Origin of the sequence: Vibrio gallaecicus (genome assembly GCF_024347495.1) — a bacterium.
Classification (GTDB): domain Bacteria; phylum Pseudomonadota; class Gammaproteobacteria; order Enterobacterales; family Vibrionaceae; genus Vibrio; species Vibrio gallaecicus.
In genome coordinates, this window is record NZ_AP025491.1 from 1,633,841 (window position 1) to 1,660,834 (window position 26,994).

Genomic DNA, 26,994 nt, shown 5'->3' on the forward strand with positions numbered 1-26,994 from the left:
AGGGACGGCTTATGAACAATGAAATGACGTTACAGTCAAAAATGAAATATGCAGTCGTAATCACGACACAAGTCATATTGTTAGCAATTGCGGTGTTGTACGCAACATCGAGTATTCAGATAGGGCTAATGATAGTTGCAGCGGCTCTGCCTTGGTTCACTTTCCCTTCGGGTTTACATGTCAAAGAGAGTGATCCTGACCTTTCACAAGAAAAATCCGATCAGGTGAGCGCGCAGTTGATGAACTCGGTGAATCGCTTTTACTCCGATAACTTACCTAACATTCATCAGTCTTTAAATCGACAAACTCAAATCATCGAAGAATCAGCGGAAACGCTAAATGATAGCTTTTTTGGATTACAGAAAGTCAGCGAAGAACAAAGCCAAGTATCTGAAGGGTTAGTGAATGACATGCTTGCTAATCAAGATAGTGAATACAGCTTGTCGAGAGTACTGCCTCGTACCGAAGAAATTATTGATCAATTCGTAAAAACGCTGGTCGACATTTCTGAAAAAAGTATCTCGGCGGTCCACAGTATTCATGACATGTCAGACAAATTAGATACGGTATTCAAGCTACTAGAAAGAGTGAGAGGGCTTTCAGAGCAAACTAATTTGTTAGCGTTGAATGCAGCAATTGAAGCGGCGAGAGCGGGTGATGCAGGGCGAGGCTTTGCTGTTGTGGCGCAAGAAGTTCGAGAATTGTCAGTCAAAGCGAAAACATTGAATGATCAAATAGAGAGCGAAATAAACATAGCCCAAGAAACCGTAAAACAGGCGAACTCTACGGTAGGGGATATGGCATCTATTGATATGACGATAGCCATTGAATCAAAAGAACAAGTGGATGACATGCTTACTGGTGTTCAAAAAGTGAATGTCGCGGTAGAGAAAGAAGTACTGAAAATTAGAGCGCTTGGGCAAGAGCTTTCACAGCAAGTAGGGAATGGCATTCGTGCATTGCAGTTTGCCGATATTGTTTCCCAGCAAGGGGAGTATGCGAATAAAACGTTGTACTTGTTTGATGAGGTCGTACAGCTAGTGAATGTTTTCAATCGACAGGAAATTTCGGAAGATGAGTTTTCGTTAAGGCTTGAAGGATTACTGGATGCTTCACGAAATAGAGGCGGTCCTGCTGCGAATCAAAGCAGCATTGATGAAGGTGAAGTGGAGCTGTTTTAGACGGTAAATTGTTTTAGAAGGTATACCGAGAAATCTTTTAGAGAAAGTTGTGAGTTCAGAGCAGCTTTTGTCGAAAACAAGCGGGGGTAAGCGATGTCGCTAACAAGCACGGTAAATCACGGAAATAACAATATTGAAATTGCGATTGAAGGCGCTTTTGGCTTTAACTTAGTGCAGGAGTTTCGCCAATGTTATTACGAGAAAAAGGATTTCAACTACACCATTGATTTTCGACGAGTGGATTACATTGATAGTGCGGGGCTCGGCATGCTTCTTAATATGCAAAAGTATCTTTCTCCTAATCAAAAAATCACGATTACCAACACTATGCCTCAGGTAAAAAAGATTTTACTGATATCGAGGTTTGATAAGAAATTTATGATCGAATAGCACCGTTTTAAGGAGAGCAAGTATGCGAATAGTTGTTGTGGATGATCATGAAACAAACCGAGAACTGTGTCGGTTTATGCTCAATGATATCGCTGAGCAGTTTTATGCTTTCGAAGATGGTGCAAGTGTCGTTGAATCCATGAAAGAGATGTCAATATTGCCGGATATCATCATTTTAGACGTGATGATGCCTGTTAAAGATGGATTCGAAACCGCCAAAGATATTCGAAAGGCTTTCCCTGATCACCATATCCCCATTTTGTTTCTGAGCGTATTAGACGATAAAGATTCCTATAAAAGGTGTTTAAACCTTGGGGACGACTTTATTCCTAAGCCTATTGACCGGTCTGTTTTATTAGCGAAGGTTCAAGCGCACTTTCGAATTGCGCGCATGCATAATGAGCTTCGTGAGCAGAGAGATGAGCTCCACCACTTTCACGAACAAGTCAATTATGACCATTCGATAGCAGAATCAATTTTTACCAATTTGATGGATGAAATGAGTTCACTACTCTCGAATATTTCAGGGCTCAAATACATATCGACACCTTCAACGGTTTTTAATGGCGATCTTATTCTTGTGGCTAACCGCCCTCATGGTGGTGTTTACGTCATGATAGCAGACGCCACTGGGCATGGTTTACCCGCCGCTATTTCTGCAATTCCTGCTACTCGTGCATTTTTTTCTATGGCAGCCAAAGGCTTGTCACTAGGGGAAATTGTCACTGAAGTGAATGATTCTCTTGTTCGGTTTTTACCTATGGGAATGATGTTAGCGGCCAGTGTCTTCGAAATTAAAAGCAATGGTCTTGATGTGAGTTGGTGGGGAGGGGGCTTACCCGATAGTTATGTTTTAGATAGTGAAGGAAATATTCTTCACCAACTAAGATCAAGCCATATGCCGTTAGGTGTACTAGATAAACATGAGTTTGAAGTGAACTTAGTTAATATGAAGCTTGAAAAAGGGCATCAAATTATTAGCTACACCGACGGGGTTACTGAAGCTGTGAATTTAGACGGTGAACAGTTTGGTCAAGACCGTTTGGAATCGACCTTTCAGCAGCCATGTGCGGTACAGTCGGGCTCTATTATCGAAACCTTGTATGAAGAAGTGCATCATTTTTCGACTGAGAGAGAAAGTGATGATGTGTCTATTTTGCAAATGAATTTTCCGATCAAAAACCGCCAGCCACAAGTGAGTACAACTCAAGCGAGTGGTATTAGTAATGTCCCTAGTAGTGCTTCTCTGTTTTTTCCAAAGTCGGTGCTTACTCAGGTGACGGTTATGGCGGAAGTCAGGCAATACCTGACAGGGATCATATCTGGTGGGCAAGATCTTGATTTTGTCTGTTCGGTACTTTCGGAACTATTTGCGAATGCCATTGAACATGGCTTATTGAACCTGGACTCGAAAATGAAAGATGACCCTGATGGTTTTTACTCATTTTACCAGTTACGTGAGCAGCGATTAAGAAAGCTTGATGAAAGTGCGTGGGTGCAATTGAAACTCGATTTCAAACCAGAAGAAAGCCAGCTTATTATGCAACTAGAGCATAACGGCAGTGGGTTTGATATTAATCGGTATAACCAACCTGATGACATGCAGTCTTATGGAAGAGGGATCATCCTGGTGTCTCATTTATGCCATTCACTTCACTACTACAATGAAGGAAAAGGCGTTACTGCTGTCTATTGTTTAGGGGCCGCTAATGAATTTTGTGAATGATCCATGATTATTTAAGTATTTTTATGTAATTCTCATTATTGAGATGTTGTTTCAGGAATTAAAGTAAGTGATGTGACCCTGATAATTGTAATCAGAGCATTTTATCAAATTTATTTATTATATAGACTAATCCTTAGACACTTTTCTTGGAAGCCGTAACCTTATGTGGGATAGCATCGTTACATTATCAGAAAATAAGCAACAGGTTGTAGCCAAGCTGCAGTCTGGCTTTGTGGTTGATGCTGTGTTTGACCCTAAAGGTTTACCTGAAGTATTAGAAACGCTAAAAGTAACGGATTACTTCCTTATGGAAGATGAGGTACTTAGATTTGTTAACTTAGCGAAAGAAGGTAAAGGCGAAGCCTATGACGGTGTAGTGATAGCCGAAGTACGTAATGCGTCTGCTGAGGTTGAAGTTTCTACTGATGAGATGCTAGCAAGTATTATTGTCACGGGGGCTTTTAAAGGTCGAGGCTTACGTGGTAATGAAATTGTACATTGTTTGGCTCAAGCTCATATCACTAAAGGTATAAACAAGCTGGCGCTAAAGAAAGTCTTACTGATGAGTAATCAGCTTAAGCCTGGTGAGCAATTTACACAGGCGGTGGCGCAAGGCAAACAAGCGACAAAAGGTAAAGATGCTCAGTTCATCCCACTTGTAAAAGATGTCTCTAAACAAGTGCTAAAGCCAAGAAGTAATGACTCCGGCAAACTCGACATGAGAGACCTAGGTAAAACCATTACCGTAGGTGAAAATGATGAGGTTATGAAACGCATACCTGCGACAAAGGGGCAAGCGGGCTTTACGGTTCAAGGTAGAATTATTCCCCCTCTTCCAGGCAAAGACAGCCTGTTAAAAGCCGGTAAAGGCACTCATATTTCGTCTGAAGATCCGAACGTATTAGTCGCGACAAACTCTGGCCTTCCCATTATCAAAGAAAAGAGCATTGAAGTGGATAATGCGCTTTGTCTAAATAGTGTGGGAGTGGGAACCGGGCATGTGAAATTCAAGGGTAATGTATTTGTTTCTGGAGACATAGAAGCTGGTATGGTGGTGAAAGCTTCAGGTAGTGTCACTGTCGGTGGCTTTATTGAATCGGCGGAGGTTCAGGCTCAAGGTGATATCACGGTAGGTAAAGGGATTATCGGGCATACAGTCAGCGATGGTCAGCCGAAAAGCTGTAAGGTTTTTACTAAAGGTAATATTACCGCCAACTATGCTCAATTTTCTGAACTGCAAGCAGGACAAGATATTCAGTTAAGCGTGCATAGCATGAGTAATGATATTCGCTGCGGGCATGATTTACTTGTGATGGATGCGATGAAAAAGCATGGCACATTAAGCGGTGGTGAAGCCAAAGTTGGTGGAAGCGTGAAATGTGTTCTATTGGGTGTTGAGGGCGACACTGCGACGAAAGTACACGCGTTTGCAAAATATGACAGCTATAAGCAAAAAATTGTGGCTTTGAAAGATACCTATAAACAAGCTCAAGAAGCGACTATGGAAGTCATTCGCAAAGAATTAGAATTTAAGAAAAAACCTAAAGCGGAAAGAACAGAAGAAGAACAACGTTCAATCGAAGATATGAAGGTTCAAAATAGCCAAGCACTCGATGCTGGGCAATCTCAACTCGAACTACTTGAAATGGATTTCGAAGAACACTTACAAAACTGCAATATTGAGGCTTTCGATAAAGTATATACGCGAGTGTCTGTTCAGTTTGGTGATGAAGTGGTCACGACAAAGCGCACCCATGGCGGTAGCGTGTTCACATTTAACCAGTATGAGATTCAGTGTTCATTCAAGATGGATGATGAAGACGTCGCGGTTTAGTGGGCTTCTTTAGGTGTTATATTTGATGCGATGCAGCTTTGACTTGGTATAGATTGGAAATGGCATCGCATTGAATCGTAAGGTCGTTTTTAATATTGAATCATAACGAATTAGAAAAATAAAAAGGGAGCGTAATCGCTCCCTTTTTGTTTCGCTTAACTAACTAACTAACTAACTAACTAACTAACTAACTAACTAACTAACTAACTAACTAACTAACTAACTAACTAACAGCCCTGACTTTTCCTTGCTTCAAGTCAGACAAAACTTGCTGTTTAGGTCCGTCAGCAATAATGCTGCCTTTTTCCATCACAATTACTCGGTCGACAATATCAAGCATCGATGTTTTATGAGTGATGAGAATAAGAGTCTCACTTTTCTTCATTTGCCCAAGCTGGTGTTTAATATGCATTTCAGAACGGTTATCCATGGCGCTGGTCGGTTCATCCATTAATAAGACGGGTGGGCGACCTAGCATTGCACGGGCAATGGCAACCGCTTGGCGCTGACCTCCGGAAAGCTGAGCACCACCTTCTCCTACTTGCCTCTCTAAGCCAGCAGGGTCTTGCTGAGTAAATACCGTCACACCAGCTCGGTTGGCAGCGTCCATAACATCTCTGTCATCCACAAGTGGGCGTCCTAATGTTATGTTGTCGCGAATTGAGCCAAAGAATAAATTACTGTCTTGAGGTACACAGCCTATGTTGCGTCGTACGTCGACATGATGCAGTTGTTCGATGTCAGTATCATCAATACGAACATGTCCTGCTGTAGGCTTATATAGCCCCATAATGAGGCGTTCCAAAGTCGTTTTCCCCGAACCAATTCGCCCAATAATGGCAACTTTCTCACCAGGGTTGATGGTTAAGCTGAGATCTCTGATTGATGCTACTGATGCTTCCGGGTAGCTGAAGCTGACCTTATCAAGTTCTACACGTCCTTGAACTATAGGACGGTGAATATAGCGCTTACCTTCCTCTTGCTCATCTGGCATATCCATAACCTGTTCAATAATTGTCATGGATGATTTCGCTTGATTATACCGTGTTGAAAGCAAAGATAATTGAACCAGAGGACCAATAGCACGACCACTCAACATTGTCGCGGCAATCAACCCGCCCATAGTCAAGTCGCCTTCCGCAATCAAGTAAACACCTAGAATAATCATACCAACATTGGTGCTTTGCTGAACAAACCCGGCTGCATTTTGAATGCTGTCCGTGATTCGGCGGCTCTTGATATTCCATTCGGCCATGTGCGCGACAGCTTCTTCCCAACGGTATTGGAATTGACTTTGAGCACTGAAAATTTTTACGGTTTCTAGTCCTGCTAAGCTTTCTATTAAATTCGCGTATTTTTGCGAAGCTAGACGAGATCCTTCTTCAATGGTTTTACGCAATGGTCCTTGAATGAGCATTGCGTGAATAATCAAAATGACGACTCCAATAATTGGAACCAGTACTAAGTTGCCTGCCATTAGCCAGATCAGTAATAAAAACAGCATAGCAAAAGGTAAATCGATTAATGAACTAATCGTGGCAGAGGTAAAGAACTCACGAATAGACTCAAATTCTTGTAAGTGTCTTGCGAAAGCCCCGACAGAAGGCGGTTTTGCTTCCATTCGGATCCCTAAAACTTTGCTGAAGATTTTAGATGAAATCAGAATGTCGGACTTTTTACCGGCAACATCAATGAAGTAACTTCTCATCAATTTCAAAGCAAAGTCGAAAAGGAAGACAACAAAGATACCACTCGCTAACACCCACAGAGTTTCAAACGCTAAGTTAGGAACAACTTTGTCGTATACCAAACGCGTAAACATGGGGGCTGCAATAGCGAACAAGTTAATCAAAATCGAGGCGATTAATACGTCTCGGTAAATGTTTTTAGATTGCCAGATTGTGCTCCAAAACCAGTGACCATCGCGTGTTTTGAGTATTTCAGGTGATCGCTCGTCGTAGCGAAATTGTTTTTTTACTAGAAAGTAACGTCCAATGAATTGCTCTTTGAGTTCTTCCAAAGGGATTACAATTGGCACCATACCGCTTTCAGTTGTTGTAACTTCAGCTTCTGATTTTTCTAAATCGATACTGTTAAGAACACACGCTCCCCCTTGTTTAAGGAGCAAAATAGCAGGTAGGATCAGGTGTGGTATTTTATCGAGCTCAGCTCGGTTTTCTTTTGCTACTAGCCCTGCACGCTCTGCTGAGCGAGGGAATAAAAAAGGCGTAAGCTTGCCGTCTGTCAGTGGCAATCCATTGACCAAAGCTTCCGGCGAATTGGCTAATCCGTAATAACGACTTACGTAAATCAGCGAATTTAATAGTGGATCTTGCATGTAATTTGACCTTACAACTATTTGTCAACAATGAAGCCTTGGAACACTTCCACGAAGTGCTCAGACAAGAAGTCCAACTGTGTTTGAGTCTCTACACGTGAAGCAATAGTCGTAATACCTAAATTATGCGCAGTACGAGAAATTGATGTCAGTGTGAATTTCTGTTTTTCATCATCTAAATTATGCGTGAATAGGTAATCGAGTTTCACGTAACTTGGTCTGAACTCATTAATGTAATCCAGTGACTGGAAGTTTCGACCGTAGTTATCAACCCCGAATACTGAGTCAGCACTGCGTAATGTATTACATAATAGAGCTGTATAATGAGGTTCTTGAATGAAGCAGTTTTCAGGGATCTCAAAGTGCAGCTTAGGTGCATGAGTCGGATTTTTCTCAAGAATATTACCAACCCAGCGAATGAAACTTGGTTGTGCGACGCTGCTAGGCGAAATGTTAATTGCGACAGGATTTGTCACTTCACCAGTTTTCATTTTCTTAATCATTTGCTCAATTACAAATTGGTCAAGAATATGGCTTGATTCCAGTTGCTCTAATGCAAACAAGTACTGATTGGCACTGTAGCGAACCCCATCTTTTTCAATCGCAGAGAATACTTCTTGGTGGTAGGTAGAACCGAAAGTGTTATTAGCAGACTGTAGGCGGAAGGTCACTAATTCATCGTGGATCGCTTCTTCTACTAGATCACGCCACTGCTGTTTACCCATTATTGTTGCGTGGTCGTCACCGGAAATGTAACCGTACTTCTGCTCAGGGCTGGATTTTGCAATAGATAAAGCATTATCCACTAACGACATAATTTCTGTACTGGTCTTATTTTGACTACTGTAAGTCACACCTAAAGAAATAGCTGCGCTTGCTGTACCTGTCGGATCTGATTGTAAATCCTGTACGCATACGACAATGCTGTCGGCAATAATCTTTAATTCGCTTTCATCTACGTTTGGCAAAATAAAGCCAAATTCATCTTTTGATATACGAGCAATTGTAAGACCTGGGGAGGTGATCGATGTTTTCAGTTGGTCAGCAAGGTGGTGTACCAGAGAGTCACCTTCTTGATAGCCTTTTTCTTCGTATTCATCGGTAATGAACTGAGCTTGTAATACGGCCAAACCACCAATACTAGATTCCGTTAGCCATTGGTTTAATTGAGACATGTAGAACGCACGATTACCGAGTTGAGATACAGGATCGATGTATGCTCGCTCTCTTAATTTCTGAGCTTCTTTTGCTTGGTTCTTGAATGCCATCTCAACTTGAGTCGACATTTGATTAATACCATCAACCACCATAATTAAATCTTTGGTTTTAGGGCGAGTGAGAGGTTCTCCAAATTGGTTCCTAGCGATTTGGTCCATTTTCACGATGATAAGAGACAGCGGGCGTAATGCGCGTTTGAGTATCCATGAAATAGCCGCTAGCCCGATGATGAAAATTAAGCCGAACATAGTTAATAGTTTAATCAACGCTTGCCAGAGCTGCTCATAGGCAGCGCCTGGGTGGCTTACAATCTCAACTTCAGCCAATTGCATCCAGCCACTAGTGATTACACGACGTTCGTGAATTTGTCCGAAGAGATGTAAATCTGTAAACCAAGTCGGCACACCATTAGGTTTGACAGGATATGAGCGCAGAATTTCATCACTTGAATCAAGGAAAATTAAGCGTACGACAGAGTAAGAACTCCCATCAAAGAGAGCATTAATGACCGACTCGACCGCAATTGGGTCTTTATCTTCCAAATAAGGTGCTAACGCCAGCCCAACGGTATTTATGGTGTTATTCACTTCAGAGCGTTGTTGCTCTTCTAAGTGATCTCGGGTGGTATCAAATTCGATCATAAATACCGATGCCATAAGCAAGATAAAGACCGCAACCATTCCGACCACAAGCTGTTTATATAAAGTCATTGTACCTACTCGTCGTAATTGATAATGGGTTTGTTTAATTTTAGAGAGCGTTCACGTGAGCGTAAGTCGTTCCATAGACTCAATCGTGAAGACTTACCTGCTAGTTTTCCGTTACCTGCCTTGGACTTCATTAGCCAAAGGTTTTTACCATTGAAGCTATAAACAGGTAATAGGTCTCTTCGTTTTGAAGCGCGCATTATTTCAGGGTTAATGTTGTCTAAAATTAGCGGCTCGGCACTTGGTGTAGAGTAATACGCCAGTACCATGTGAAATTGGTTTAACTCAAGGGCTTTTACGTACACTAAACGTAGTTTTTTATCAGGTACGCCAAGCTCCAAAAGTGAAAAGTATTTAGCAATTGTGAAATCTTCACAGTCGCCGGCATTACTTCCTAAAAACTCTAAAGGTGTTGCCCAGTAGTCGTTTTTTCCCCACAAGACGTCATCATTCACAAAATACAGTTGGTTAAAAAACCGGTTAATTGAGGTTAACTTGTCTGCTTCACTTAAATTTTTATACTCGGAAATATTTGAGCGCCAAGTCGAAACTCGTTTGCCCGCTCTTTCACCGTATGTTTGGGTTACTGCACTAACCCATTGTTGATCTTTCGTATTCAGTGCTGAAGAGGCAAATGAAGCACACAGCGTTAAAATAAGCGCAGCACTGCTGAGGCTTTTAATGTTGTGTTTATTGCCGAGCTTCTTTCCTCGGAGGCTATATACCTTATTCTTTAAGGGCATTATTTTGAGCACTTAGTATTGGCTTCAATATATATTCTAGAACGGTTCTTTTCCCTGTAATGATATCAACTGAGGCGGTCATTCCTGGAATGATCGGCAGTTCTCCGTTGTTACCGAATGAATGCTGCTCTGTTCTAATTCTTACGATATAAAAGCTATTACCTTCCTCATCTTGAGTTGTATCGGCGCTGATATGCTCCAAAATTCCTTCTAAACCGCCGTATTTGGTAAAGTCATAAGCACTAAGTTTTACGATAGCTGCAAGCTGAGGGCGAAGGAAGGCGATATCTTGAGGTGCAATCTTTGCTTCAATTAATAGTGAATCTTCTGTAGGTACGATTTCTACAATGTCCATACCCGGCTGAATTACACCGCCGACTGTGTTAATGCCTAATGTTTTTACTGTTCCCGTTACAGGAGATACCACAACAGTTCGGTTTACTCTGTCAGCAAGACCAACGGCAGATTCTGTCAGTGCAGACAGCTTATCTTGTGCTTGGTTTAATTTCTCTTGTTGGTCTGAACGGAAATTAAGTGCGGCATCAATCCGGCTAAGTTGGGCTTCCTTAATCGCGGAGCGAAGTAGGGGGATCTTTAACTCACTAGAGGTCATCTCACGTCGAGTATCGTTCACTTGTCTTTGCAGTTTTAATAGCTCAATACGCGGTACAACGCCTTCATCAGCAAGAGGCTTTGTAATCTCAAGCTCTTTTCTAGCAAAGCGGTAGCTTTCTCGTAAGTTTTTAGTTCGCGCAAGAATTTCTACAAGGTCTTGTTGTTTCTGTTCGACTTGCTGGTCAAATACCGATAATTGGTTTTTAAGATTATTCAGGTCTTGTCTGTATTCTGCTTTTTGGCGACTAACGAGTTTTGGTTGGAGTTCGTAAAATTTAGGAGGGAAGGCTAATTTATTGAAATCAAGGCGGATGCTTTGTTCCCAATTTTTTTCAGCTGAATTTTCATCAATCACCACACTGGTTAAAGAAGCGGATAGCATCAAAACACTTGCTGTTAAGTTTGCAACTTGCTGCTCACGCTCACGAAAATCAGAACGAAAACGAGTGTCATCAATTAATAGTAACTGCTGGCCTTTTTGAACTTGTTGACCTTCTTTAACCAGAATCTCTTTTACTAAACCACCTTCAAGGTTTTGCACTACTTGAATTTGCGAAGAGGGAATGACTTTACCTTGTCCCACTGTCACTTTGTCTATTTCAGCCCATGCTGCCCACCCAATAGCAGCCACAAAAAATAGCACCATTACCCATAGCATGATGCGGGCACTTGTTGGAGTATTTAGTAGAAGTGCCGCCGTTTTGTCGTCGACATACTCCAATTCAGTGGTACTAAGCTTATTAAAACCTTTGTGGCTCATTTATTGTCCTTGTTTACGTAATAAAAGTAAGCTTCTTGAGTGTATTATTAGTTAATATAAATGTTAAGGCTTTGTTTTTATTTGCCCTTCAACTTAATGTATTTTATCAAGTCATCCATTTTTAAAATTGGTTTTATCAAGTTGGTGCTTTTTCAGTTTGTCATAAAGCGTTTTCCGAGATACTTGTAATTCTAGCTGCACATCTTTTAATCGTCCGTGATATCGATGGAGAACTTCAATCAACAGAGTTTGCTCAAACAGATCTATTCGTTGGTTGAGTGATTTTTGCTCATCGCTGGCCAGGCAATTGAGACCTGAAAGGTCACTTGGTTTGAGTGCTCTTAGCTCCGCATGTTGGCGTAGCTGCTTGATATTTTCTGACCATGATTTGTTTGTAAGTTGCTGAATTTCTTCTTCGGTAATAGTTGGTGGTGGTAATTGATAGCGACTCGCCGCGCTTCGTGCAAAGTGTTTAAACAATATACGAATGTCTTCTTTACGTTCACACAAGGGTAACAAATCGAAGCGACGGAACTCACTGTGAAATGTTGTCGGTGGGGTGTGGATCGCGATAATGACACTAGTTGCACATTCGTTGCACTCTAATTTTAAGTCAGTAAGCCAAGTCCATTGTTGAACGGTTAGTATGTCTGCTTGATAGAGGTAGATTGTGCCGATCTGAGGTTTAGAGAGCCTCTGAAAAAAAAACTGCTTAAACTCTGTTTCATTGTGAGCTGGTAATTCATGAGCAGCTAGTACGTAGAGCTCTGAATCATATGGGTGGTGAAGGTCGTGTAGGTATTGTGCGGTGATGCGCTTACCTGTGCCAGTATCACCGACCAATAACATTAAATTATCTTGCATTGGGTTCAATGCGACCAGATCCCGGCGCAGTTTGACCATCGATGGAGATTGCCCAAGGAGCTTTGGTCCTACGTGAGTCTGCATATCTAACTCTTTGCGAAGCAATACATTTTCTTGCATCAAGTCGAGCTTGTCAGTTGCTTTTTGGATTGCCGTTTGCAACTTATCAATCGCAAAAGGCTTTTCAAGAAAGTCATACGCGCCAGCTTTCATTGCAGACACTGCTGTTTGAACATCCCCATGCCCAGTTAAAACGATGACTTGGAAGTGGGCATTTTTTTCGAGTAACTGCTGAGTAAACTCAATGCCTGTCATTACTGGCATATGTATATCTGTGACAACGATACCTGCCTGCGAAGTGTCGATGCACTGCAAAGCTTCGACAGCGTTGGGGAAACAAGTGATCATTATCCCTTCAATAAGCATGGCTTGCTGTACTGAATCTCGAATAGCGGGTTCGTCGTCTACAAAGTAGATATTTGGCATGTTAACTCAGTCCTTCTGAATGCGTCACAGAATCTATTCATTCGTTAATTTTGGTGGGTGCGTTGTTTGGGGTGTTGAAAATTGTGTGGGCAGTTAACAACAGAGAAAACTGCATACCGGATGGCTTTCTTGTCTTAGCCTGTATTTCACCGCTGTAAGCTTCGATAATTCGTTTCGATATGGATAATCCGAGCCCTAACCCTTCTGATTTTGTTGTAAAGAAAGGATCGAATAATTTAGGCAGCTGTTCTGAAGCAATACCTGGTCCATTATCCCAGATGACTAACTCACATTGATCATTATTTAGATACCAGTCAATGCCTATTTGTGGACTAGGGTGTTGGTTAAGCGCTTGAGCCGCATTGTGAATCAGGTTAACGAGCACTTGCTCCAATTCTGTAGGATGAATGCTCAATAGGATGTTGTTGGGTATCGCCGAAAGTCTTAGCGTAATGCCTTGTTTAATCATGGCGGCACTGAGAATACTGGTGGCATTGCTAACTGCGTCGTGCAAGTTTGCTACGTGATGCTCTTCTTGGTTAACTTTACGGGTAAAGACTTTCAAGCGAGCAATAATTTCTCCAATCGACAAGTTAAGCTCAATCATCTTTTGGAGATTGCTTTTCACCATATCAGTCTGGTTCATTTCTAGCAGCTTTAAGCTATTTTCACTGTAAGTCCTCAGTGCAGCTAAGGGTTGGTTAATTTCATGATTAATACTGGCTGAAAGCTCTCCCAGTACGGCCAGTTTGGCGGTTTGAGTGAGTTCTTGTTCGGTTTGCTTGAGTTTTAGTTTGGACTCTTGGTATTGAAAAATAGTTTTCTGCAATTGTTGATTTGAGTGCTGTAAATATTGAGTGCGTTTGTCTACCGTATGTTCTAAGTGCTTATTAAGATCAGTCAACGCTATTTTGGCTGTGTATGTTTGTCGCCATGACCAAGCGATAAGCGCTAATAAGCTATAGATGATGAGAAAGATGAAGTCGGCTTGTAGCACTTTGATTTGCCCAATTCGGGCTTCTTTAAGGGCGATAACTTGATAATCACGGTTCTCTACTGCGATTGGATAAAGTTTAAATGCGTGATGGCTTAGTAACTGTGAGTGGGGCACAGAAGCATTCGGTGCAATGAGTGTTTTAAATTCATTAATGATCTGAATGGTGTTGCGACCGTATTGCCGGTTTTGATTAACTTCAAATTGTTGATCTTCATTAAGAGGACGAAAGGCTTGATATAACCAACGTTTATTCGTTGATAAGAATACTATTTTGTTGCTATCAAGAATCATAATTTCAAAACTATTGCTTGCTAAGATTGCCTCTATATTTTCCAAGCTAACTTTTACCGTAATCACGCCAGCGATTTCACCGTCAACAGTCAGTGGGGAAGAGATGAAATAACCCCGTATATTCGATAACGCCCCAAGCGCAACATACTGAGCTTGGTTACCTTGGATGGCCTCACTAAAATAAGGTCTGAAAGCGAAATTTTCACCTAAAAAGGTGCGTGGCTTTAAGTAATTACTAGATGCGATTACTTTTCCTGTTCGGTCGTGGATATAAATAGCATCAGCAAGGCTTTGATTTGACCATTCAAGTAGCAGTTCATTCAGGTTTTGCTTTGGTTCATTTGATGTTAAAAAAGTTAGTAGCCTTGGATCGTGTCGCAGTAAATTCGGAATTTGCTTAAATTTAGCTAATTCAGATTCAATTTGTAGGTTAGCTTTGTTGGCTGCGTCCTTTAGCTCTTTTGAAACCACTTTATCTTGGTATTGAGTAGCGATATGGTGGGTAGCATAGAGCCCAACCCCACCAAAAATTAGAGATAACATCAAAAAAGATTTCAAAAAAAACAAAGGTCTAACGTTCAAAATAAACTCAGTACAAATTAGCATTTTAAATATGTTATCAGTATGGGGAATGAAGTAACGAGATCTTGTTAACACCAAGGTTTTATACCGTGCAATATCCTACGTGATGGGCTTGTTTTTCAATAGATTAGAGCGCAAAATCACAGAAAATCCTAAGGAGCGACCAAATGGAACTGACAGATATTCGCCGCGAATACGCAAAAGGCGGGTTACGACGTAAAGACTTACATGCTGATCCAATCGACCAATTTAATTTATGGTTGGAACAAGCGATTGAAGCTAAGCTCACTGACCCAACTGCGATGACAGTGGCGACGGTGGATAAAAATGGTCAACCATTCCAACGCATCGTACTACTGAAGAATGTAGAAAAAGATGGATTTATTTTTTACACGAACCTTGGTAGCCGAAAAGCGCAGCACTTAGAAGATTGCAGTAAGATCAGCCTACACTTCCCATGGCATCCACTTGAGCGACAAGTTCATATTACCGGTACTGCTGAAAAGTTGACTGCTTTGGAGAACATGAAGTACTTTTCTTCTCGCCCAAAAGAGAGCCAATTAGCAGCCATTGCAAGTAAGCAAAGTAGCCGTATTTCAGCTCGTGGTGTTTTAGAGGGTAAATATTTAGAGCTGAAACAAAAGTTCGCTAAAGGTGAAATACCAGTCCCAACATTTTGGGGTGGTTTTAGAGTGAAGCCTGAAAGTATAGAGTTTTGGCAAGGTGGCGAACACCGCCTACATGACCGTTTCTTATTTTCGCGAGATGACAGCCGTTGGGATATTGATCGCCTGGCACCGTAGGTCACGATTCATAGCAAGCCTCTCGTATCAAATCGACTGTAATGTAAGCCGCTACTTTTCTATTATTTCAAGTCACTCAATCTATGGAGTGACTTGTTCTCATTTATTCGTTTAGACTCTTAATTGATTAAATTACGGATTACTTCTTCATACTTTTTGAGCTTGATGCATCACTGTGTAAAACGACTGATATCTGCTTCTTTAATAAGGTTTCAGGTATGACGGATCCTAACCCTGAGTCTAATGCATAATCCGTTAATTGGTTTTTGCTGGTGGCATTAAACTTGGTTTTGAGCCGCGCAACATGGCCTTCCACTGTCTTAATTGAAATGTTTAATGTGTTGGCTATGTACTGGGGCTTCTTTCCATAGAGCAAAAGGAATAAAACTTCAGACTCTCTTGTTGAAAGTGATTTAGATAATTTAGATTGGCGAGGCTTAGAGCCCGATAGTGAGCCTTCACCTACATCCGTGCTAGTTGCTCTACAAACCCAGTGTCCCACTTCAAGAATCGCCGTGTCGGTGAGTTCTTGCCCATAGAAAATCGTCCCATGGACTTTCCCATCTTCATTAAACCAAGGTGTTTTTGTGAAGATATGAGCGTGCCAACGCCCATCTGGGTAAGGGTGTATATCCAGTACTTTTAATGTTTTTTGTGTTTCCATCACGTACTTATCTTGGTCTCGAAACTCTTGCGCGCACTCAACTGTTTGGCTTGGCATGTCAAAATCAGTTAGCCCTTCACAACTGTCGCTATCACCTAACCCGATTAAGTCTAAGTAAGCCGAATTCGTATAAACGAAAACAGATTGAGTATCTTTACACCCCCAGCAACCAGGTAACTGTTCAAAGAGGGATTGTTGAAGATTAGGAGGAGGTGTCGACAAAGTTAAAATCTCTAATATAAGTCAAACTTAATGATACCAGTTTCTTATTGTGGTGTGTGCTGAAAAGCATGTATCAGTGCGCTTCAAAGTACTGTTCGCTTAGTAATTATCCAAAGTAGATTTGGCTTATTTTAAAGATAAAGATAAAGATAAAGGGATTAGGTGTGTTAGACGCTGAAATTTGAAAGCAAGGCAATAATAGATAGACGGCAAGGTATATAAACAAAAAAAGCCAGCCTGAAGAAGGGCTGGCTAAGGACAAGGAAAACCTTGTCGACGTGTAGAAGAGTTCTAAATGGGTTCACGAGGGTATGTAAACCCATTTAGAGACATCAAACGATGTCAGAGTGACTTACTACCCTGAAACGTAATTTACAGTGTGTGGCAAAACGAAAAAAGGGGGGATATCCCCCCTTTGTTGACTGGTAGCTAGTTAATTACAGCATTTCGGATTACAGTTCTCGAAGTACTCTAAATCCTAGGTAGTTTGCAGAAGTTGATGGCGCGATATTTAGCTCATTAAAGACTTTTGCTTCGTTTGGTGAGAAGCTCCAAGCTCCTCCTTTGGCACTACCTTGCGGGTTTTGTGTCCATTCCCATACGTTCCCTACCATATCGTAGAAACCTGTAGGTGTTGGTGGGAAGGTACGAACTGGAGAGGTACTGTTATTAGACCAAGGTGTACCAGACCAACCGGTATTCGCTTTCCCTGCACCAAAGTCATTTCCCCACCAGAAACTTGTCTCTTGACCTGCACGAGCAGCCACTTCCCATTCATCAGCTTGTGGTAAGCGGTAAGTGAAGCCCGTTTCTTTCGATAGCCAACGAGCGTAGTTCGCCGCATCACTTCGGCTAACGCATACTACTGGTGAGCTATCGGTCTGTTTAAAGCCAGGGTTACGCCAATAGCTATCTGGAATTGGCGTGATTTCAGTATTACTGATGCTATTGCAAGTATTGGTTAATTCAGCATCGGTTTGATAGCCTGTCTTTTCCACGAATGATTTAAACGCTTGAACTGTCGTTGGAGTTGCAGATAGAGCAAAAGGCTTATCCACAACCACTTGTCTCGCATTATTTTCACCGAGTAAGTAACGACCCGCACCAACCACAATCATCTCTGGGCTTTGGCTGTGATCAGGCATTGGGTCTGCAAACTTGCTGCCAACATTCAGTGAGTTTTGTTTCGCTTGCAGAACGGCTCTTAAATTCTGGTCGCGAGAAATTTCTAGTTCTTGATGGAAAGAAAGGTAGCCTTCCTTTGCAATGGTGATCATATGTTTGCCTGTAGGAAGCATTACTTCTACAGGAGTACTACCATACTTAACGCCATTGATAGCCACGTTGTCGTTGTATTGGTTTGAACGAACTACCAAATTTACCCAAGCCACTTCTTTTTGTTGATCGTTGGTTTGCTCATCGCTTTTTGTAAAACAACTTGATGACTTAATATTGAGTAGTCGACAAGGCGTATTCTTATCTGGTCGAGTTTCTAGATTAGCTTTTACAATTGCTTTGTATTTACTGCCTTCGTAAAAACTTGCGGTGGTTACGGTATGATCTAAAACATGAATATTTAAAGACGTTGATGCTAAGTTATCTTTGACTTGCTTCGTTTCCGTCGTGTTATCAATCACGCTGTTTTGAAATTGATTAACGGCTTTTTGAAGCGCTAAGGTAACCGTTTGATTTGAACATTGTGCAAGTGTCATATCGCTGCTGCAATTGTTCGTAAAGCTGACGGTTTGCGTGTCAGATTGAGTCAACTCACCGCGAAGGCGTTCTGCTCTTGCTCTTAATTTTGTGTTGTTCAGTGCCGCGATTGAAGTTTCTATTGAAGACTTTTCTGCTTGAATTGCGTTTAGTTCAAGCAATAAGGTTTGATGTACTTGCTCTGAATCACTCACCGCGCTTTTGCTGTCTTTTACTGTTTTCCAAGCCCCTTGGAAACGCTTTTGAGCCGGAGCAATATCAAAATCAGGTTCATCAATCATACGAGTGTAGTCTTGCTCTAAACTTGATTTAGCTTTTGCTAGGCTGCTTTCAGCTTGGTCTGCAAGTTTAGTTAAACGTACCGTTTGTTGCGCACGGTTATCAACTTGATTCTGCTTCTCTTCGAGTTTTTTCTTTAAAGATGCAAGGCTTGCATGTTCGTCAAATAACGAGCTTTCAATCTCCGTGACGGTAGAAACGCTGGTCACTGGTGAGGAAGAGGTTTGCGCTAGGACAGCAGGCGTCATGATGCAGGGAGCAAGTGCAAATAGTAGAGCAGGAAAACCTTGTCGCATGTTGGGCTACTTCAATCAATATTTAGGTGAGTAAGATATTCTAAACGAAAACGCCATTTTGTCTTAAGTTATCTTTTATAACTATCAACAAAATGGCGAATATTCATTCAGCTTTGTGAAATAGGCACGTCTATTTAGAAGTATTAGCTTTCTTTACTCGGAAGTAATTTTACCCAAATAGTATCGCTGCCATTAATGGTTACGGTGCGGTTGTAAGATTCGTAGCCATCTTTAGACACAGTAACTTGATGACGACCACTTGGTAAAGCCACCTCAATAGGTGTACTGCCGTATTTAATACCATTGATGGTGACAGAGTCATTGTACTGATCAGAACGAACCGTCACGTTAGCCCACTGTTTGTCATTTTTTTTGACTACAGCTGCTTGGCTACCGGTTAGACAGTAGCGAGTCGATACATTTAATAAGTTACATGCCGCAACAGCTTCTGGTTTTGCTTGAAGCTGAGCCTGAATCTGCATGAAGTAAGAGTTGTTGCCAGAGAAGCCACTTTTGATAGTTTGGCTATCTTGAACGTGAATATTCAGTTGAACATCTTGCAAGTTTTGTTTTGCTAACGTGTTCTCTGTGAGCTGTTCAAGTAACTGAGCTTTGAAGGTTTGAACTGCTTTTTGGTTGGTTAAGTATTTACCTTGCGAAGTACATTCACCAAGTGTCATGGTTGATGAACACGTTGTTGTGTAGCTGGTTTCAAGAACAGCACTCTCACGCAGCTCTGTTGCGATACGTTTAACACGTGCTTCAACTTTTGATTCTTTCAGGTTCGCTAATTCATTATTCAAGCGAGCTTGCTTTTGTTTGATTTGAGAAAGACGAATTTCGCTTTCACTCATCGCTTGTTGGTTATCAAGCAGAGAAGATTGATTTTCTTTAACTGCGGTCCAAGCATCTTGGTAGCTTTTCTGAAAAGAAATTAAGTCAATCTCTGGGTCTTCAAGTAAGCGGCTGTACTGTTTGTCCAGCACTGACTTACTTCTATTACGCTTAGCTTTTAATTCTTCGCTTTCACGTAATAACTTAATATTGGTATTTTTTAGCTGCTGTAGATCTTCAGTCGCTGATACTTTTGTCGCTGAAAGTTGCTCAATATCTGAGTTTTTATTATGTAATTTTGCATCGATAGCTGAAACGGGATCGACTTGATTCAGTTCTTCAGCTGATACCGATGCAGATACCCAAAAAGGGGATAGCGCAAGTAAAAGCGCTGAAATTCGAAAGTTAGTCATAGGTCCCTGCAGCATGTAAAAATTAAATTGGCTCATTCATTTAGTGTTAAATTTCTAGTTGTTGTTCATCAGTTATTAGCAATTAACACAATACTCTCCTTTATACCGTTTTATTGTATTCCAATCTACTCTAAAGCCTTGTTTCGGTACTTTCTCAGCATTTTTTGAATTTAAGACCAGCAATTTGAGCTTTATACGAAATTTAAAATAGAGAGTGTGAAGTAAAGGAGGGCTATTTTTCCAGAATTGATTTTACATAAACCGTAACTTAACACTTCTTGATCATCTTTCCGGAGGCATGATCATAAGGATCATTTTATTTTTTCATTCTTGATCTTCGAGATGTGGTGCTATAGCCGAAGCTATAACAAAGGATGCAATTTACAAATTCATCTTATTTCGATTTAGGAGTATCATTCATATCTTGTTGACCGGAATATTTATGCCATGCCTAAAACACCACTTTTTCCAAATATTGACCTTCAACCCCTTGGTTTATCAATGCCGCGCCCTGCGGAAATCATCACGCTGCCTTCACATATGGACTGCCATGAGCATCAGTATTCACAAGTTGTGATTGGCTTGAAAGGTCAGGCCGAATTTGAGGTTAGTGGTAAAGGTAATTTAGTGGGGCCTGGGCAAGGTTGTGTAGTGACGGCTAGCTCTGATCATGCTTTCGGGGGAGTTGTTGGTCAGTCGGATATTTTAGTATTGAATATGCCTATGCCAACCAATGATGATCCACTGATGCTAGAGAAAATTAATCAACTGGCTTCATCGAATATCTACTTTCAATTAGACATGCAAATTCAAAAGCTTATACAAATGTTAGTACAGGAAATGCAAGCCAGTCCTGATGATTTGTTGTTAAGCAGAGCATGTAATGACACGGTTATTGCCCTGCTTCAAAGACACATTTCTGAATTCGAAACATCCGTTAAAGATTCGCGTTTCGACCTTGATGCATTAGACAGATATATCGAACAGCACCTTTCTAATAAGATCTCAGTAGCTCAACTGGCTGGTAGCGTGTTTCTTGGCGAGAGCCAGTTCCACATGCTCTTTAAAGATCAAATGGGCATTACTCCCCATCAATATGTCCTAGGGAAGAGAATTGATCTTTCACGTAAGCTCATAGAACAAGGAAATTTAACCTTAGGACAAGTTGCCGAACTTTCCGGTTTTTCAGGTCAATCTTCATTCACCCATACCTTTTCTCGCTTACAAGGTATGTCACCATCTCAGTATAAAAAACAAAAACTTGTTAAATAGTTAAACAAAACGACATATTATTTTAAGCTTTTTCATGTGACCATGTTTTTATTTTGTTAATAAAGCGAGTTTTTAGCAAAAAACTCGGAGTTTTTGACAAGTATTCCTTATACACTCAAAATACACTGCTGCCATTGTAGAGATCCCGAACTAATTTCGGGTGTGAGATTAAGGAAAACGCATGTTTACAGCTACTGATGTGTTAAAGCCAGAATTTATTGAGCAGCCGCTTGATACACTTTGGACGCTTATCTCACCATTATATATGGTGGATGAAACCCAATGGCTAAAGCAACTACTGCCGCTAGCAACCCCTTCTGAGGCTGAAAAAGCGCAAATTACGGATAAAACGACTAGCTTAATTGAAGCTATTCGTGCCGATAAGTCATCGATCCAAATGATTGATGCACTGCTACTTGAGTACAGTTTAGATACCCATGAAGGGATCTTGTTGATGTGCTTGGCTGAAGCTCTTATGCGTATTCCTGATTCAGCGACCGCAGATGCTTTAATTCGCGATAAGCTAAGCGTGGCCGACTGGAAATCTCACCTTAAAAACTCTGATTCTGTTTTTGTTAATGCTTCTACTTGGGGGCTTATGCTCACTGGTAAAGTGGTTGGCTTATCTAGCAAAGAGCAGCAAAGCCCGACTCAAGCGGTTAATCGCTTAGTAAACAAACTCTCTGAGCCTGTTATTCGTAAAGCGATGCACCAAGCCATGAAAGTCATGGGGCACCAGTTTGTTCTTGGTCGCAGCATTGCTGAAGCTCAGAAAAACGGTAAACCCATGCGTGAAAAAGGTTTCACCTATTCGTTTGATATGTTGGGTGAAGCGGCATTAACTACTGCAGATGCGAACAAGTACTTTAAAGATTACTTGATGGCGATTGAAGCTGTTGGTAGAGATAACTTAAGTTCTAACAGTAGTAGCTCTAACAATGGCAGCGAAACAAGCCCGCTTCCCTCGGTTTCAATAAAACTATCGGCGCTTCACCCTCGTTACGAAGTAGCGAATGAAGATCGTGTCCTAAGTGAACTGTATGACACCGTGATTCAATTGCTTAACCGAGCAGTAGAGTTGAATGTTGCAATAACGATTGATGCAGAAGAAGCCGATCGCTTAGAACTGTCTCTTAAACTTTTCAAAAAACTGTATAGCAGTGATTTAGTTAAAGGCTGGGGCAAGCTTGGGATTGTGATTCAAGCGTATTCGAAGCGTGCTCTTCCTGTTCTTATGTGGTTGAACCGCCTAGCGAAAGAGCAAGGTGATTTAATCCCACTTCGTTTAGTAAAAGGCGCTTACTGGGACAGTGAAATTAAATGGTCGCAACAAGCTGGTTACGATGATTACCCTGTTTATACCCGTAAAGAGGCAACCGATGTTGCTTATTTAGCGTGTGCTCGCTTCTTGCTAAGTGAAGGCGTCCGAGGCAATATTTTCCCTCAATTTGCTAGCCATAATGCTCACACAGTATCTGCTATTGCAGTGATGGCTGAGCACAAAGACTATGAATTCCAACGTTTACATGGCATGGGTGATTCACTTTATAACCATGCAATGGAAGCGTACCAGCAGTCTGTTCGTATCTACGCGCCTGTTGGCAGCCACAAAGACTTACTGCCTTACCTTGTTCGTCGTTTACTTGAGAATGGTGCGAACAGTTCTTTTGTTCACCGTTTAGTGGATGCGCGTTGCCCAGTGGCAGAGCTCACTCAACACCCTGTTGATATGCTTTTAGCGTTTGATACGTTGAATAACACGAAAATCCCTTTGCCTTCACAAGTCTTCCCTGAGCGTAAAAATGCTTATGGCGTAAACATTGATATTGAAAGTGAAGCTCAGGTATTTGAGAAACAAGTACATTCTTTCCTAAATAAGCAATGGACAGCGGGTCCCGTGATCAATGGCCAATCTCTTGCTGAAAGCATGATCAAGGCGGATCACAATGTAGAATTGATTACCGCGCCTTACGATCGTCGCATTCCTGTTGGAAAAGTGGCTTTTGCAAACCTTGATCATGTTTCCGAAGCGATTCTGGGTGCGGAAGCTGCGTTTGGCGATTGGAAAGAAACATCTATAGAGATAAAGAGTGCTGCGCTAGACAAATTGGCGGATTTGCTCGAAGAGAACTTAGCGGAGTTGGTGGCGATTTGTCACCAAGAAGCGGGTAAAACCATTCACGATAGTATTGATGAAGTACGTGAAGCGGTTGATTTCTGTCGTTACTACGCAAAGCAAGCAAGTAACCTTGAAGCTTTCGAGTTGACTGGATTTGATGGTGTTTCCCGTAATGCTTCTCGCCAAGGTCGCGGTGTCTTTGTTTGTATAAGCCCTTGGAACTTCCCGCTGGCTATTTTCTTAGGTCAAATTACAGCGGCATTGGTCGCAGGTAATACGGTTGTGGCAAAACCGGCTGAACAAACCAGCTTAATTGCTGCTCGTGCTATGGAGTTGATGGCAGAGGCTGGGTTCCCAGCTGGTACTATTCAATTGCTGCCAGGTCGTGGTGCAGAAATTGGCAGCGCGTTAACTAGCCATAATGCGATTGCTGGGGTTGCCTTTACCGGCTCAACGCCAACAGCGCAGCGTATCAATGTTTCACTTGCGACTCGTAAAGCTAAGCCTGTTCCGTTTATTGCGGAAACCGGTGGTCAAAATGCGATGATCGTTGACAGTACTGCGCTTCCTGAACAAGTAGTACGTGATGTGGTGCGTTCTGCCTTTGCTTCTGCAGGTCAACGTTGTTCTGCTTTGCGTGTTTTGTTTATTCAAGAAGACATTGCAGACCGTGTGATTGGTTTGATTCAAGGTGCAATGGATGAGCTAAGCGTAGGCATTCCGCATTTACATAAGACAGATGTGGGTCCGGTTATCGACAGTAATGCCAAACTTAAGCTGCTGGCTCACTTAGAAACCATGACTCAAACACAGAAGAAAGTCGCGCAGCTGACGTTAGGTTCAGACTGTGAACATGGTGATTTTGTCCCTCCGAGTGCATTTGAAATATCCGACATCAGTTGCCTGAAAGAAGAACAGTTTGGTCCTGTGCTACACATCGTTCGTTTTAAGGCGAGTGAATTAACGCAAGTGGTTGAGCAAATTAACCAAACGGGCTTTGGTTTGACGATGGGCATCCACAGCCGTAATGAAACGACTTACCGCTGGATCGAGAAACATGTTCGAGTGGGTAACTGTTACATCAACCGTGACCAAGTCGGTGCTGTGGTCGGTGTACAACCCTTTGGCGGGCAAGGTCTATCGGGTACTGGTCCAAAAGCAGGTGGTCCACATTACTTGTACCGCTTTACTGACATTCAGTTTTCTCAATCTCAATGCAAGGCATAAGGAGCAGTATCATGGTTCATCAAGTGACGGGTTTTTCTGATGCTTTGCTGGCGTGGGAACAGTGGAATTTAACCGATTTCGATCATAAAAGTGCGTTTGTACTTTCACTTAAATCTGAAATCGAAAGTGTATCTCCAGAGCTAGCGGCAGTGGTTTCTTTCCATCTTCAGCAAGCGTCTTCGTTATTGGAAGAAGGGCACTCATTGGTTGGTCCAACCGGTGAAACAAATGAGTTATATGCTGCTGGTCGCGGTGTTGCATTAGTGGTTGTCGATCATTGTGATGCTTCTTTACAAGCTCAACAAACAGCGATGGCAATGCTCACTTCAGCGTTACTGGCTGGCAATAGCGTGCAGCTTTGTAGTGATGATGTGGAATTCACAAGCTTAATTGAAAAAGCGGTGCAGCAAGCTAGCTTTCCTTCAAACCTTGTTCAGGTTACACCTTATGATGCGGCTCAACAGCTGTTGTCATGCGATGTAAGAAGTGTTGGCTATGTTGGCAACACGGAAACAGAACAAGCTATCAATTTACAACTTGCTAAGCGTGACGGTGCTATCGTCGGTTTAGTGTCTGAAACGGATCTGAACGCAATGAATATTGCCCACGATCCACACCTATCGTTGCGCTTTATTACAGAGCGTACGCGAACTATAAATATAACAGCCGTGGGTGGTAATGCGACCTTGCTAGAGCTTGGAAGCGAAGCCCACTAACCTTCAATACTTTCCCACTTAAGCATCAATGTTTAAGTGGGTTCCCAGTACTATTTTTAATGCTGTGCAATACGGCAGTGGCGAGAGTGTGCTGGGCAGGGAAGGCGATTTTAAAATGAGGACTATCAAATGATAGAAAATAGTTTTGCAATAACATCCACGTTTATTGCGTATCTGATCATGATGCTTGCGATCGGAGTTATTGCTTACAAACGTACATCCAACTCAAGTGATTATTTCTTGGGTGGTCGTAGTTTAGGCCCTTGGCCTGCGGCACTTTCTGCCGGTGCTTCTGATATGAGTGGTTGGTTGCTGCTTGGTTTACCTGGTTATGCTTATGCTGCTGGTTTTGAAGCGTTTTGGCTTGCTGGTGGTTTATTAATTGGTACATGGGCAAACTGGCTTATCAGTGCTAAGCGTTTACGTACTTACAGTATTACGACTGAGTCTCTGACTTTACCTGAGTTCTTAGCTCGTCGTTTTAATGACAACTCGAAGCTGATCCAAACAATTTCTGCTTTCTTCATTCTTTTATTCTTCCTTTTCTACACAAGCTCAGGCTTGGTAGCTGGTGGTAAATTGTTTGAAACGGTATTTGGCCTAGATTACACAACAGCGGTTATCATCGGTACAGTGTGTGTTGTATCGTACACGTTATTTGGTGGTTTCTTAGCGGTATCTTGGACGGATTTAGTGCAAGGTCTACTGATGTCGGCAGCACTATTAATTGTGCCTATTGCTGCAATGAATGGTGGCTTAGGCCAACTTTCTAGCGACCTTCATACCATCAACCCAGAGCTTCTTACACTTTGGAATGATGCGAAAGGTGAGCCACTTTCAGCCATTGCTATTATCTCTCTTGCTGCATGGGGTCTTGGCTACTTTGGTCAGCCGCATATCCTTGCTCGTTTTAAAGCAACACGCTCGAATAAAGACTTAACTACGGCTCGCCGTATTGCGGTTGTTTGGTCTGCATTGTCTATGGTTGGTGCAATGCTGGTAGGTTTAGTTGGTTTGATTTACGTGACTAATTCTGGTTCTCCAGCATTAGATGACGGTGAAAAAATCTTCATGCTTCTTGTGAATGCAATGTTCCACCCTGTAATTGCAGGCATCTTACTTGCTGCAATTCTAGCGGCAATCATGAGTACTGCTGATTCACAACTTCTTGTTTCTTCTTCAGCTCTAGCAGAAGACTTTTACAAGCAGTTACTGAAGAAAGACGCTACATCAGAAGAGATCGTTCGCGTAGGTCGTATCGCTGTTGTACTTATTTCTCTAGTTGCTCTATTCCTAGCTATGACCCCTGATAGTTCAGTACTAGGCCTTGTATCTTATGCTTGGGCTGGTTTTGGTGCTGCATTTGGTCCAGCTATTGTACTTAGCCTATATTGGGCTCGTATGAACCGTAACGGTGCTCTAGCGGGTATTGTTGTGGGTGGTGTGACAATTGTACTTTGGAAGCAATTCACTGGCGGTTGGTTCGATGTGTACGAAATCGTACCAGGTATCATCCTTTCAACTATTTCAATTGTGGTAGTAAGTTACATGACTGGTGAACCAGAAGATTCAGTTAAGAAACAGCACGCTGCATTTGAAAAGAACTTAGTTGAATTAGATTAAGGCTTACCTAGATTAGGTTGAACTGAATTCAGTTTACAAACCTTATGGCTAAGTAAATGATACATAATGATTAAGTAAATT

18 protein-coding genes are annotated in these 26,994 nt (G+C 41.8%); 9 read left to right on the forward strand and 9 right to left on the reverse strand.

Translation table 11 applies throughout. The annotated features are described in order from the left end of the window. Positions 1–11: 11 nt before the first annotated feature. The 4 genes from OCU78_RS22155 (at position 12) to OCU78_RS22170 (ending at position 5,131) form a co-directional block, all read left to right on the forward strand. Positions 12–1,181, forward strand: coding sequence for a methyl-accepting chemotaxis protein (locus OCU78_RS22155; protein ID WP_137371814.1), 1,170 nt, complete (start codon positions 12–14; stop codon positions 1,179–1,181). Positions 1,182–1,274: 93 nt separating this feature from the next. Further along, positions 1,275–1,571 carry an STAS domain-containing protein gene (locus OCU78_RS22160; RefSeq protein WP_137371815.1) on the forward strand — a complete coding sequence of 99 codons (297 nt, stop codon included), beginning with the start codon at positions 1,275–1,277 and terminating at the stop codon, positions 1,569–1,571. 22 nt (positions 1,572–1,593) lie between these two features. Then, entirely contained in the window at positions 1,594–3,297 is a 1,704-nt protein-coding gene (locus OCU78_RS22165; RefSeq protein WP_137371816.1) for an ATP-binding SpoIIE family protein phosphatase, read from the forward strand. Positions 3,298–3,460: 163 nt separating this feature from the next. Beyond that, positions 3,461–5,131 (forward strand): DUF342 domain-containing protein, encoded by a 1,671-nt coding sequence (locus tag OCU78_RS22170; RefSeq protein WP_137371817.1) that lies wholly within the window; start codon positions 3,461–3,463, stop codon positions 5,129–5,131. 223 nt (positions 5,132–5,354) lie between these two features. Here the strand turns inward: OCU78_RS22170 and OCU78_RS22175 are convergent, their stop codons facing one another. From OCU78_RS22175 to OCU78_RS22200, 6 genes are all read right to left on the reverse strand, one after another. Next, positions 5,355–7,469, reverse strand: coding sequence for a type I secretion system permease/ATPase (locus tag OCU78_RS22175; RefSeq protein WP_137371818.1), 2,115 nt, complete (start codon positions 7,467–7,469; stop codon positions 5,355–5,357). Between the two features lie 17 nt (positions 7,470–7,486). Beyond that, positions 7,487–9,397, reverse strand: coding sequence for a bifunctional diguanylate cyclase/phosphodiesterase (locus OCU78_RS22180; protein WP_137371819.1), 1,911 nt, complete (start codon positions 9,395–9,397; stop codon positions 7,487–7,489). A gap of 5 nt (positions 9,398–9,402) precedes the next feature. Continuing rightward, positions 9,403–10,137: a transglutaminase-like cysteine peptidase gene (locus OCU78_RS22185; protein WP_137371820.1), complete on the reverse strand. Its 735-nt coding sequence runs from the start codon at positions 10,135–10,137 to the stop codon at positions 9,403–9,405. After that, entirely contained in the window at positions 10,121–11,512 is a 1,392-nt protein-coding gene (locus OCU78_RS22190) for an HlyD family type I secretion periplasmic adaptor subunit (RefSeq protein WP_137371821.1), read from the reverse strand. The genes OCU78_RS22185 and OCU78_RS22190 overlap by 17 nt, the downstream gene beginning before the upstream one ends. Positions 11,513–11,623: 111 nt before the next feature. Then, the gene (locus OCU78_RS22195; protein ID WP_137371822.1) at positions 11,624–12,862 is read right to left on the reverse strand and encodes a sigma-54-dependent transcriptional regulator; all 1,239 of its coding nucleotides are present in this window, start codon (positions 12,860–12,862) and stop codon (positions 11,624–11,626) included. A 37-nt stretch (positions 12,863–12,899) separates the two neighbouring features. Continuing rightward, positions 12,900–14,756, reverse strand: coding sequence for a sensor histidine kinase (locus OCU78_RS22200; protein ID WP_137372255.1), 1,857 nt, complete (start codon positions 14,754–14,756; stop codon positions 12,900–12,902). 143 nt (positions 14,757–14,899) lie between these two features. Here OCU78_RS22200 and pdxH point away from each other — a divergent pair, with 143 nt between their 5' ends. Further along, a complete protein-coding gene (gene pdxH / locus OCU78_RS22205) occupies positions 14,900–15,535 on the forward strand; it encodes a pyridoxamine 5'-phosphate oxidase (RefSeq protein WP_137371823.1) in 636 nt (211 codons plus the stop codon). 139 nt (positions 15,536–15,674) lie between these two features. On the opposite strand, the gene OCU78_RS22210 is transcribed toward pdxH, so the two are convergent. From OCU78_RS22210 to OCU78_RS22220, 3 genes are all read right to left on the reverse strand, one after another. Then, the gene (locus tag OCU78_RS22210; protein WP_137371824.1) at positions 15,675–16,421 is read right to left on the reverse strand and encodes a helix-turn-helix transcriptional regulator; all 747 of its coding nucleotides are present in this window, start codon (positions 16,419–16,421) and stop codon (positions 15,675–15,677) included. A gap of 452 nt (positions 16,422–16,873) precedes the next feature. Next, a complete protein-coding gene (locus OCU78_RS22215; RefSeq protein WP_137371825.1) occupies positions 16,874–18,709 on the reverse strand; it encodes a formylglycine-generating enzyme family protein in 1,836 nt (611 codons plus the stop codon). A 143-nt stretch (positions 18,710–18,852) separates the two neighbouring features. Then, positions 18,853–19,956, reverse strand: a complete 1,104-nt coding sequence (locus OCU78_RS22220) for a PEGA domain-containing protein (RefSeq protein WP_137371826.1) — start codon at positions 19,954–19,956, stop codon at positions 18,853–18,855. Positions 19,957–20,403: 447 nt separating this feature from the next. Here OCU78_RS22220 and OCU78_RS22225 point away from each other — a divergent pair, with 447 nt between their 5' ends. From OCU78_RS22225 to putP, 4 genes are all read left to right on the forward strand, one after another. Further along, positions 20,404–21,228: an AraC family transcriptional regulator gene (locus OCU78_RS22225; RefSeq protein ID WP_137371827.1), complete on the forward strand. Its 825-nt coding sequence runs from the start codon at positions 20,404–20,406 to the stop codon at positions 21,226–21,228. A gap of 181 nt (positions 21,229–21,409) precedes the next feature. Next, positions 21,410–24,574: a bifunctional proline dehydrogenase/L-glutamate gamma-semialdehyde dehydrogenase PutA gene (putA, locus tag OCU78_RS22230; RefSeq protein ID WP_137371828.1), complete on the forward strand. Its 3,165-nt coding sequence runs from the start codon at positions 21,410–21,412 to the stop codon at positions 24,572–24,574. A gap of 11 nt (positions 24,575–24,585) precedes the next feature. Beyond that, positions 24,586–25,290, forward strand: coding sequence for a 1-pyrroline-5-carboxylate dehydrogenase (locus OCU78_RS22235; protein ID WP_137371829.1), 705 nt, complete (start codon positions 24,586–24,588; stop codon positions 25,288–25,290). Between the two features lie 132 nt (positions 25,291–25,422). Beyond that, positions 25,423–26,913 (forward strand): sodium/proline symporter PutP, encoded by a 1,491-nt coding sequence (gene putP / locus OCU78_RS22240; protein ID WP_137372256.1) that lies wholly within the window; start codon positions 25,423–25,425, stop codon positions 26,911–26,913. The last annotated feature ends 81 nt before the right edge of the window (positions 26,914–26,994 follow it).